The sequence below is a fragment of the Streptomyces lushanensis genome (assembly GCF_001700515.1).
GTDB lineage: Bacteria > Actinomycetota > Actinomycetes > Streptomycetales > Streptomycetaceae > Streptomyces > Streptomyces lushanensis.
The window spans coordinates 1-10,432 of sequence record NZ_MAUD01000397.1 but is presented as its reverse complement, the minus strand read 5'-3'; the positions used below and the strand labels follow the sequence as shown (position 1 = coordinate 10,432).

Sequence of the window (10,432 nt, the reverse complement as noted above, 5' to 3'; positions counted from 1 at the left end):
GTGCCGGGCTGGGTCAGCCCGAGCTGAGGGCCGACGACATGGACGACGCCCTGCTCGACATCGCCCAGCGGGTGCAGCCGCACGCCGAAGTCGGCGCAGTTCTTGCGGAGCGTCTCCAGCTGGATCCGGGAGACCGGGTCGGCGATGGGCTTGTCGATGTCGATCGTCGGGGTGTTGTGGTCCTCGGTCGCGATGGTGAGGTCGAGCCGCCGGACCGGCCGGCCGCTCTTGCGCAGGCCGTCGAAGGCCTGGGGACTGGTCACCTCGTGCAGCAGGTGCAGATCGATGAAAAGGAGGTCGGGCTCGCCCTCCGCGCGCCGGACGACATGGTCGTCCCAGACCTTCTCCGCGAGTGTCCTACCCATCGCTTTCCCTCCGGCCGGTCCGTCGTGTCCGGCACTCCTAGAGACATATGGGCCCGCGTCCGCTCCCCACGTATCCGAACGCCGGCTGAAGACCCGTGGTCCGCGGGTCGTACATACAGGTTGACAAGTTCCTCGGGAAATTGAACTTGCGTTTCACAGAGTGAGACGCAAGTATCGTTTCATGGACAACTCTAGCGGCGTCGGCGTTCTCGACAAGGCTGCTCTGGTACTGAGCGCTCTGGAGTCCGGTCCGGCCACCCTCGCCGGGCTGGTCGCGGCGACCGGGCTCGCACGTCCCACGGCCCACCGGCTGGCCGTGGCACTGGAACACCACCGGATGGTGGCGAGGGACATGCAGGGCAGGTTCATTCTCGGCCCGCGGCTGGCGGAGCTGGCCGCCGCCGCCGGCGAGGACCGGCTGCTGGCCACGGCGGGACCTGTGCTCACCCATCTACGGGATGTGACCGGCGAGAGCGCGCAGCTCTACCGCAGGCAGGGCGACATGCGGATATGCGTGGCCGCCGCCGAGCGCCTCTCGGGGCTGCGGGACACGGTCCCGGTCGGCTCGACGCTGACGATGAAGGCCGGTTCCTCCGCGCAGATCCTGATGGCCTGGGAGGAACCGGAGCGGCTGCACCGCGGTCTTCAAGGGGCACGTTTCACGGCGACGGCGCTCTCGGGCGTACGGCGCAGGGGCTGGGCCCAGTCGATCGGTGAGCGCGAGCCGGGCGTGGCCTCGGTCTCGGCGCCCGTGCGTGGCCCGTCGAACCGCGTGGTCGCGGCGGTCTCGGTGTCCGGACCGATCGAGCGGCTCACCCGGCATCCGGGCCGTATGCACGCGCAGGCCGTGATCGACGCCGCGGGACGGCTGAGCGAGGCGCTGCGGCGCTCGGGCTGAAGCCCGGCCGCGCCGCCGAGGCGGCCGTCGGGCCCTTCGGCGGCGGCAGTTGAGGACGGGAACGCGAAAAGGCCCTTCAGCTGATGAAGGGCCTTCTCTCTCTGTACCCCCGACCGGATTCGAACCGGCGCTACTGCCGTGAGAGGGCAGCGTGCTAGGCCGCTACACAACGGGGGCATTGCAGAACATCCTGCGCTGGGCTACCAGGACTCGAACCTAGAACAACGGAACCAGAAACCGTCGTGTTGCCAATTACACCATAGCCCATGGTCGTTCGGTCCTTCCGGACCCGTACCCCCGACCGGATTCGAACCGGCGCTACCGCCTTGAGAGGGCGGCGTGCTAGGCCGCTACACAACGGGGGCCCTGGCGATCCTGCATCGATGTGTCCGGGTGCGACCCGAAGACATCGGAGAGAAGGATCTGTACCCCCGACCGGATTCGAACCGGCGCTACTGCCGTGAGAGGGCAGCGTGCTAGGCCGCTACACAACGGGGGCGTTGCAGAGAACATCTGCGCTGGGCTACCAGGACTCGAACCTAGACTAACGGAACCAGAAACCGTCGTGCTGCCAATTACACCATAGCCCACCAAAACTCAACCCCCGTACGGGGGCTTGTTTGGCTTGCGCTTCCCGGCCGGACCTCTTGGCCTTCCCGGGCGGCGCAGGAAGAACATTACCCGATCGCGGACATGGCTCCAAAACGGGTATCGCCGCGCAGCAGGCCCGGAAGCTGGCCGAGATCGGTGATCCGTACCAGCTCAGGACGCCCGCCGAGGCCGTGCCGGTCCAGCCAGACTCCGGCGAGTCCCGCGGCGACGGCGCCGCCGGCGTCGATGTCCGGCTCGTTGCCCACGTACGCCACCTCGTGCGGATCCAGCGCGAGGGCGTCGCAGGCGGCGTGGAAGGCGGCGGCATCGGGCTTGGAAACGCCCAGCTCAGCGGCGCACAGGAGGGCCTCGAAGCGATCACGTACACCCAGGACGCGGAGCTTGCGGTCCTGGTTGCCGAAGCTGGAGTTCGACAGGACGGCCTGCCGGTAGTCGGGCGCGAGCCGGTCGAGCACGGCGACACTGTCGGGAAAGAGCGTCCAGGCGGCTTCGAAGTGAACGATGTACCGGTCGAACCAGCCGTCCGCCTCGGCGTCGCTCATCTCCGTCCCCAGAAAGGAACGGACCCGGTCGCGCCGCTGGCCCTGGAAGTCCGTCTTCCCCGCGGCGAAGCGCCCCCAGTGCTGATCGGTGATCTCCCGCCAGCGTGCGAGCGCCTGATCGGCGGAGCCGTAACTCCCGACCGATCCTTCGGCGGCGAGATGTCCCCGCAGGCCGGCCCGGTCCGCCCCGGTGTAGTCGAAGAGCGTGTCGTCGATGTCCCAGAGCACGGCACGGATAGGCATACCGCCGACGGTACCCCGCACCGGCCCGCCGCCGGGGGCCCGGGGGGGCGCCCCCCGACGGACACAGCGTCGAAGAGCGTGTCGTCCACGCCCCGGAGAACGGCACGGCCGGCACACCGTCGACGCCACCCCGCGCCGGCCCGCCGCCGGGGGCCCGGGGGCGTTCCCGGCGGGCAGGTCCCGGGCCGGGCCCGGGGGCGTTTCCGCGCCCCGGGCCCGCCGGCGGTCAGGCCCTCAGTGCGGCCAGGGCCCTGTCGATACGGGACAGGGTGCGCTCGCGGCCCAGGAGTTCCAGGGACTCGAAGAGCGGCAGGCCCACGGTGCGGCCCGTCACCGCGACACGGACCGGGGCCTGGGCCTTGCCCAGCTTGAGACCGTGCTCCTCACCGGCCGCGAGCACCGCGTTCTTCAGGGACTCCGTGTTCCACTCCGCCTCGGCGATCTTCGTACGGGCGGTCTCCAGCAGCGCGTCCGTGCCCGGCTTCATCGCCTTCGCCCAGGACGCCTCGTCCGTCACCGGCTCGTCCAGGAAGAGGAAGTCGACATTGGCGGTGATGTCCGAGAGCACCGTGAGCCGCGTCTGGGCCAGCGGAGCCAGCGCGTCGAAGGCCGCCGCGTCGAAGGACTCCGGCGGCCACGGCGCGTACGGCGCCTTCAGCCAGGGCCCGCACGCCTCGGTGAAGGTCTTCACGTCCAGCAGCCGGATGTGGTCCGCGTTGATCGCCTCGGCCTTCTTGAGGTCGAAGCGGGCCGGATTGGCGTTGACGTCCGCGACGTCGAACGCGGCGACCATCTCGTCCATCGTGAAGATGTCGCGGTCCGCGGCGAGCGACCAGCCCAGCAGGGACAGGTAGTTGAGCAGTCCCTCGGGCAGGAAGCCGCGCTCGCGGTAGAGGTTCAGCGATGCCTGCGGATCGCGCTTGGAGAGCTTCTTGTTGCCCTCGCCCATGACATAGGGGAGATGCCCGAACGCCGGGATCTCCTTGGCGAGGCCCAGCTCGATCAGCGCCTTGTAGAGCGCGATCTGGCGCGGCGTGGAGGAGAGCAGGTCCTCCCCGCGCAGCACATGCGTGATCTCCATCAGCGCGTCGTCGACCGGGTTGACGAGCGTGTAGAGCGGCGCTCCGTTGGCGCGGACGATGCCGTAGTCCGGGACGTTCTCCGGTGTGAAGGTCAGCTCGCCGCGGACCAGGTCCGTGAAGGTGATCGGCTCGTCCGGCATCCGGAAGCGGACGATGGAGGTGCGTCCCTCCGCCTCGTACGTCGCCTTGCGCTCCTCGGTCAGATCGCGGCACTGGCCGTCGTACCCCGACGGGCGCCCGGCCGCGCGGGCCGCCTCGCGGCGGGCGTCCAGCTCCTCGGTGGTGCAGTAGCAGTGGTAGGCGTGTCCCGCCGCGAGCAGCTTCCGCGCGGTGTCGCGGTAGAGGTCCATCCGCTGCGACTGACGGTACGGCGCGTGCGGCCCGCCCACCTCGGGGCCCTCGTCCCAGTCGAGCCCGAGCCAGCGCATCGAGTCGAGGAGCTGCTCGTAGGACTCCTCGGAGTCACGCGCCGCGTCGGTGTCCTCGATACGGAAGACCAGGGTGCCGCCGCTGTGCCGGGCGAAGGCCCAGTTGAACAGGGCGGTGCGGACCAGGCCCACATGGGGGTTGCCGGTCGGCGAGGGACAGAAACGTACACGGACGGGTCCGTTAGCCACGCTTGATCACCTTGTTGGTGAGAGTGCCGATGCCTTCGATGGTGACGGCGACCTCGTCGCCGACGCTGAGGGGGCCGACCCCGGCGGGGGTGCCCGTGAGGATGACATCGCCCGGGAGCAGCGTCATGGCCTCGGTGATGTGCACGATCATGTCCTCGACGGAGCGGATCATGTCGCTCGTACGGCCGAGTTGGCGCTGTTCGCCGTTGACCGTGCACTGGAGGATGAGGTCCGAGGGATCGAGGTCGGTCTCCACCCAGGGACCGAGCGGGCACGAGGTGTCGAAGCCCTTGGCCCGCGCCCACTGGTTCTCGGCGCGCTGGGCGTCGCGGGCCGTGACGTCGTTTGCGCAGGTGTAGCCGAAGATGACGTCCTTGACGCGCTCGCGCGGCACCTCGCGGCACATCCGGCCGATGACGACGGCCAGTTCGGCCTCGTAATGGACCTCGTGCGAGAAGGCGGGGTACTCGATCGCGTCACCGCTGCCGATCAGCGCGGTGGTGGGCTTGAGGAAGACGACGGGCACCTCGGGGACCGCGTTGCCCAGTTCCTTCGCGTGGTCCGCGTAGTTGCGGCCCAGGCCCAGGATCTTGTTGCCGATCACGGGGGGCAGGAGGCGCACCTTGCTCAGCGGGACCTTGGTGCCGGAGAGTTCGAAGCCGGCGTACGGAATGCCCTTGATGATGTCGAGGACGAGACCGGCGGGGTCGCTGCCTTCGCCCTCGACCGCGCCGAAGGCGACATTGCCGTCGATGGAGAATCTGGCGATGCGCACGGGATGCTGCCGCCCCTCTGGTTGTGGCCGGCTGTGCCGGAGACTGACGCTCCAGGCTAGCGCGGGGCGCGCGGTGGCCGTCCCACGTGCCGTCCCGGCCCTCCAACCGGCGAGGTGGCCACCTCGTGTACCGAGGACAGCCACCTCACGTACTACAGTGCGGGCAGAAGTGGATCAACGAACGACCCGGACGGGACCTCTCAGGAACCTATGGCGCGGTCGGCGCGTCCATGAGAGTCGTACGGCGGGGATTGGCGGTCCGGTTCGGCAGGGCGACGGGGTGTTCCTGCTGCTCCGCGGGAGCCAGTTCCTCGGCGTCCTTGAGGTGCGCCAGCGTGGTGCGCCGGGGGTTGGCGGTGGTGCGGAACATCATCGTCGTCTTCATCTGTGGTGTCAGACCTTGTCGGGAGTACGGGCGCCGGGGCGCCAGTTGTCGGATGTGATGTGTCTGTAAAGCGCCAGGCTAAACATCCGATTCCCCGCCGAAGCCGGGATCCATCGGCGATCTCCATGTGAGTTTGCTCACGACTCGCCGGGCATTTCCCCCATTACGGTCAGCGATCGACAGCCGTGCGATGGTCATGGAAACGGACATTGCGCTACTGAACGTTACATTCCGCTCCCGATCATCGATACGGGGACACCCCCCACCCGTAAGTGGCTCGTCAATAAAAGTCCGTTTCCTCCGTGAACCATTTCTACGGCTGGTGATACGGCGCTCACACCGTGTCATTCAGGCCACTGACCACCCCATGGCCCTTGTTGGAGATCCTGCACTGTGCTGGAATTCCCCCCACCGCCGCGGGTTTACGAACCGGCGCGCAGGGGCGCAACGCAGCGCCGAGTGGCGGCGGAGAAGGGGAGCAGCGCCGGTCACTCACGACCACCATGGGGAGCGTTCTGCGCCCCAAGACGCCGACACCGCCCCGCCGTTCGCGGAGGGGCGCCTGGTCCAGAGGTTGCGACGCTAGTGCAGGGACGTTTCAAGAGGGATAGCAGTGCTGCGGCGGAGCAGGAGCCCCGCGGCGGAACCGACCGCGGCTCCTCGCCCCAGCACACCCAGAACCCGGGCCAGGCACCCTCGGGCGAGAGTGGCGGCAGAGGCGGGTCCGCGGGAACGGCACAGAGCGGCGGAGGGGCTTCGGCCATACCTCCGTCGTTGTCCAACTCCGCTCCGGTCGACGTCGGTTCGCGGATGGCTCTGCGCAACTGGCGCATCAGCACGCGCCTGGTGGCGCTGCTGACGCTGCCGGTGGTCGCGGCGACCTCGCTGGGCGGGCTGCGTATCAACCAGTCGCTCAACGACATGCAGCAGCTGGAGCACATGCAGCTGCTGACGAAGATGACCAAGGAGGCGACCAGCCTCGCCGCCGCGCTCCAGGCGGAACGTGACGAGTCGGCAGGTCCGCTCACCAACGGCACCCCGCCGAGCGACTACAAGGTCAAGGACCGCCGCGACAAGACCGAGCGCGCGAAGAACGCGTTCCTCGACGCGACGGTCGACATCGGCAACACGGACGGCGACGAGGCGCTGGAGAGCATCCGCTCCAACGTCAACCAGATCGCCACCCAGGTCAACAAGATCAACGACATCCGCAAGGGCGCCTACACGTCGGCGTCGGACTCGCTGACCGTCGACGCGTACAGCGGACTGATCGACTCGCTGCTGAGCCTCTCGCAGGACATGGCGCAGGCGACCAGCAACCCGGACATGATCAAGCGGACCCGTGCGCTGGCCGCCTTCTCGTCCGCCAAGGAGTACGCCTCGATCCAGCGGGCGATCATCGCCGCCGCGCTGCCGGCCGACCTGAGGACCAAGGGCAAGCTCACCGACAGCGACCGGCTCTACGGTCTGGCCGCGGCGACCAAGGAGCAGAACGCCCTCGCCTCGTTCAGCTCGCTGTACGAGTCCATGGGCGGCGACGCCGAGGAGCTGATGGCTCCGCTCAACGGCAACGGCAACCCGGAGATCGGGCAGGCCGAGAAGTACGCCGAGCGGGTGCTGGGCACTCCGGACGGTATGGCGCAGCAGCCCAACCGCTCGTATCTGGACTGGACCGACCAGGCGTCCACCCGGATCAACGCGATGAAGACCATCGAGGCCACGCTGCTGGGCGAGATGGAGGGCAAGGCCCGCGAACTGCGCGACCAGTCGCAGCGCGACGCGTTCATCAACGGTGTGGTCATCCTGCTGGTGCTGGGTGTCTCGCTGGTCGGCGCCTTCGTGGTGGCCCGGTCCATGATCCGCTCGCTGCGCCGGCTCCAGGACACGGCGACCAGGGTCGCCCAGGACCGCCTGCCCGAACTGGTCAAGCAGCTCTCCGAGTCGGACCCGCAGGATGTCGACACCTCCGTCGAGTCGGTCGGTGTGCACTCCAGGGACGAGATCGGAAAGGTCGCCGCGGCCTTCGACGACGTGCACCGCGAGGCGGTCCGTCTCGCCGCCGAGCAGGCGCTGCTGCGGGGCAACGTCAACGCGATGTTCACCAACCTCTCGCGCCGCAGCCAGGGCCTGATCCAGCGTCAGCTCTCGCTGATCTCCGAGCTGGAGTCCCGTGAGGCCGACCCGGACCAGCTCTCCTCGCTCTTCAAGCTGGACCACCTCGCGACCCGTATGCGCCGTAACGGCGAGAACCTCCTCGTCCTCGCGGGCGAGGAGCCGGGCCGCCGGTGGACCAGGCCCGTACCGCTGGTCGACGTGCTCCGTGCCGCCGCCTCCGAGGTGGAGCAGTACGAGCGCATCGAACTGGCCTCGGTCCCCGCGACCGAGGTCGCGGGCCGCGTCGTCAACGACCTCGTGCACCTGCTCGCCGAGCTGCTGGAGAACGCGACGTCGTTCTCCTCGCCGCAGACGAAGGTCCGGGTCACCGGTCACGCGCTGCCGGACGGACGGGTGCTCGTGGAGATCCACGACACCGGTATCGGTCTGTCCCCCGAGGACCTCGCGGCGATCAACGAGCGGCTCGCCTCGCCGCCCACCGTGGATGTCTCGGTCTCGCGCCGCATGGGTCTGTTCGTGGTCGGCCGGCTGTCCCTGCGCCACGGCATCAGGATCCAGCTCCGTCCCTCCGACTCCGGTGGTACGACCGCGCTGGTCATGCTGCCGGTCGATGTCGCGCACGGCGGCAAGAAGGCTCCCGCGGGCAGGCCCGGAGCACCCGGCGGCCAGAACGGCACGGGCCAGATCCCCGCAGCCGCCGGCGGCGGCCAGCTGACGAGCGGTCCCGGAGCTGCCGGTGGCGGCCGTCCCGGTCTCGGTTCCGGACCCGGCGGTGGCCCCGGACTGCTCACGGGTGCGAGCCCGCGCGCGGCGCTGCCCTCCCGTGACGGCTCGGGCGGACCGCAGGGCGGACCGCAGGATCCGCAGCGGCAGGACCCGCAGCGCCAGGGCCAGGGCGCCGGACAGTCCAGCATTTTCAGCCAGAACGCCTTCAACGGTCCTCCCCAGGGTCAGGGCCAGGGCCAGGGCGGCCAGCCGCAGGGCGCGCCGGCCGGTCAGAACGGCTACAGCGGACGTGCCCAGAACGCCTTCCAGCAGGGCGGCGCGCCCGACCGCGGCCGGCAGCTTCCGCCGCCCGGCGGACCGCGCGCCGAACTGCCCGGTGGCAACCCGCAGCCGCAGCGCCCGCAGACCACGAGCTGGGGCAGCGACCAGCAGCCCGGTCAGCGCCCTTCGCCGGACGCCCCGCGCGGCCACGAGGAGCACGACACCGGCGGCCAGTACGCCCGGCCGGCGGCCGAGCAGCAGGGTCCCGGCTCCACGGCCGAGTTCCAGCGCCCCGACTTCAACGGGCCGCGGCCCGACATGAACGCGGGACGGGGCGGACCGCAGGACGCGGCGGCCACGGCCCAGTTCCCCCGTCCGGACTTCAACGCCCCCGCGGGCTACAACGGCCAGCAGAACTACGGCGCGCAGTCCGACTTCCGTACCCCCTCCGAGTACAACGCTCCGCAGCGGGACTACGACTACAACGCCCCGCAGGACTTCACCGCGCAGCAGGGCTTCAACGCGCCGCGGACTCCGGCACCCGGCCCGCAGGGCGGCTACCGTCCGCAGGGTCTGCCGCCGCAGCAGCCCGAGGCGCTGCCGCCGGCCGGTCCCGGGGACGGCCGCACCCCGCTGTACGACAACCTGGAGACCAACTGGTTCCACGGTCACGGCTCGCAGCAGGGCGGCGGCCAGCAGTACCAGGCGCCGAACTCCCCGCAGCAGCCCCATTCGCAGCAGCCTCAGCAGTCGCGGCGGGAACCCATCCCGCGGCGCGAGCCCGCCCAGGGCTCAGGCACCAACGGCTCGGGCTTCCCGGGTCTCGGCAGTGCCAACGGTTCGGGCGCGGGCGGCGCGGGCGTCACCTCTTCCTGGCGCACGTCGCCCAACGACGAGCTGGTACGCCAGGCCGAGCGGGTCAAGAAGCCCCAGGCGGGCGGTATCACCACCTCGGGCCTGCCGCGCCGGGTGCCGCGTGCCAACCTGGTGCCCGGTACCGCGCAGGAACAGAACAACCAGGCCGGTCCGCAGGTCTCGCGTGCGCCCGCTGACGTACGCGGCCGGCTGACCAATCTCCGTCGGGGTATCCAGCAAGGTCGTCAGGCGGGCAACACCGGCCCGGCGACCGGCAGCTTCAACCTCGGCACCTCTCACCAGCAGGAGCGTTAGTTGAGTCCGATGAGTCAGGCTGCGCAGAATCTGAACTGGTTGATCACCAACTTCGTGGACAACACCCCCGGGGTGTCCCACACGGTGGTGGTCTCCGCGGACGGACTTCTGCTGGCCATGTCCGAGGGCTTCCCCCGCGACCGCGCCGATCAGCTCGCGGCCGTGGCGTCCGGTCTGACCTCGCTGACCGCGGGGGCGTCCCGGATCTTCGAAGGCGGCCCGGTCAATCAGACCGTCGTCGAGATGGAGCGTGGTTTCCTCTTCCTCATGTCCGTCTCGGACGGTTCCTCCCTGGCCGTGCTCGCCCACCCCGAGTGCGACATCGGTCTCGTGGGGTACGAAATGGCCCTCCTGGTCGATCGCGCCGGTACGGTCCTCACGCCGGACCTGCGCGCCGAGCTTCAGGGAAGCCTGCTGCACTGAGGCTCCCAGGCAACGCCCCCAGCTCCATCACCGTCAGGCCGCCAAACCGGCCCCCCACCGGCCAAGTCAGACGGCACGCAGACATCTTGCTGTCACGCCCGGAGGATTCATGACCCCGCCACCACGATCTTCGCGCTGGTGGTTGAGCGGGCTGCACCGCCGCTAGAGCTTGCGAAGTCCACTGAGCACCCTTTCGAGCAGTGTCACATCCGGCGTGC

At 69.6% G+C, this 10,432-nt stretch carries 8 protein-coding genes, 5 tRNA genes and 1 pseudogene; 3 read left to right on the top strand and 11 right to left on the bottom strand.

Annotation, left to right across the window (positions count from 1 at the left end; all coding sequences use genetic code 11):
• Window positions 1-365: aconitase family protein (locus tag BFF77_RS27570; protein WP_245703726.1), on the bottom strand; the 365-nt coding region annotated here is incomplete at its 3' end.
• A gap of 181 nt (window positions 366-546) precedes the next feature.
• Here BFF77_RS27570 and ndgR point away from each other — a divergent pair.
• On the top strand, window positions 547-1,263 hold the full coding sequence (ndgR, locus tag BFF77_RS27565) for an IclR family transcriptional regulator NdgR (protein WP_058942291.1): 717 nt from the start codon (window positions 547-549) through the stop codon (window positions 1,261-1,263).
• A 104-nt stretch (window positions 1,264-1,367) separates the two neighbouring features.
• Here the strand turns inward: ndgR and BFF77_RS27560 are convergent.
• From BFF77_RS27560 to BFF77_RS35995, 9 genes are all read right to left on the bottom strand, one after another.
• Window positions 1,368-1,440, bottom strand: a tRNA-Glu gene (locus BFF77_RS27560).
• Between the two features lie 18 nt (window positions 1,441-1,458).
• A tRNA-Gln gene (locus tag BFF77_RS27555) sits at window positions 1,459-1,530 on the bottom strand.
• Window positions 1,531-1,555: 25 nt separating this feature from the next.
• A tRNA-Glu gene (locus tag BFF77_RS27550) sits at window positions 1,556-1,628 on the bottom strand.
• Between the two features lie 61 nt (window positions 1,629-1,689).
• A tRNA-Glu gene (locus tag BFF77_RS27545) sits at window positions 1,690-1,762 on the bottom strand.
• 19 nt (window positions 1,763-1,781) lie between these two features.
• Window positions 1,782-1,853: transfer RNA gene (locus tag BFF77_RS27540), tRNA-Gln, on the bottom strand.
• Window positions 1,854-1,940: 87 nt separating this feature from the next.
• Window positions 1,941-2,660 (bottom strand): HAD family hydrolase, encoded by a 720-nt coding sequence (locus tag BFF77_RS27535; RefSeq protein ID WP_066954993.1) that lies wholly within the window; start codon window positions 2,658-2,660, stop codon window positions 1,941-1,943.
• 226 nt (window positions 2,661-2,886) lie between these two features.
• Window positions 2,887-4,359, bottom strand: coding sequence for a glutamate--tRNA ligase (gene gltX / locus BFF77_RS27530; protein WP_066954990.1), 1,473 nt, complete (start codon window positions 4,357-4,359; stop codon window positions 2,887-2,889).
• Complete coding sequence (locus BFF77_RS27525) at window positions 4,352-5,134, bottom strand: fumarylacetoacetate hydrolase family protein (protein ID WP_066954986.1); 783 nt, start codon at window positions 5,132-5,134, stop codon at window positions 4,352-4,354. Before BFF77_RS27525 ends, gltX begins: the two co-directional genes overlap by 8 nt.
• A 208-nt stretch (window positions 5,135-5,342) precedes the next feature.
• Window positions 5,343-5,519, bottom strand: coding sequence for a hypothetical protein (locus BFF77_RS35995; RefSeq protein ID WP_169922741.1), 177 nt, complete (start codon window positions 5,517-5,519; stop codon window positions 5,343-5,345).
• Between the two features lie 585 nt (window positions 5,520-6,104).
• Between BFF77_RS35995 and BFF77_RS27520 the strand changes: the two genes are divergently transcribed.
• Together BFF77_RS27520 and BFF77_RS27515 are read left to right on the top strand one after the other, a co-directional pair.
• A complete protein-coding gene (locus tag BFF77_RS27520; protein ID WP_066954983.1) occupies window positions 6,105-9,791 on the top strand; it encodes a nitrate- and nitrite sensing domain-containing protein in 3,687 nt (1,228 codons plus the stop codon).
• 9 nt (window positions 9,792-9,800) lie between these two features.
• Window positions 9,801-10,214, top strand: a complete 414-nt coding sequence (locus tag BFF77_RS27515; protein ID WP_030351794.1) for a roadblock/LC7 domain-containing protein — start codon at window positions 9,801-9,803, stop codon at window positions 10,212-10,214.
• Window positions 10,215-10,327: 113 nt separating this feature from the next.
• Here BFF77_RS27515 and BFF77_RS34830 read toward each other — a convergent pair.
• Window positions 10,328-10,396, bottom strand: a pseudogene (locus BFF77_RS34830) (ATP-binding protein); the annotation flags it as partial.
• Between the last annotated feature and the right edge of the window lie 36 nt (window positions 10,397-10,432).

What these genes read in the sequence shown, in the direction of transcription:
- BFF77_RS27535 (WP_066954993.1), bottom strand. Translation starts at nt 2,660, where the DNA reads ATGCCTATCCGTGCCGTGCTCTGGGACATCGACGACACGCTCTTCGAC.
- BFF77_RS27515 (WP_030351794.1), top strand. Translation starts at nt 9,801, where the DNA reads ATGAGTCAGGCTGCGCAGAATCTGAACTGGTTGATCACCAACTTCGTG.
- BFF77_RS35995 (WP_169922741.1), bottom strand. Translation starts at nt 5,519, where the DNA reads ATGAAGACGACGATGATGTTCCGCACCACCGCCAACCCCCGGCGCACC.
- ndgR (WP_058942291.1), top strand. Translation starts at nt 547, where the DNA reads ATGGACAACTCTAGCGGCGTCGGCGTTCTCGACAAGGCTGCTCTGGTA.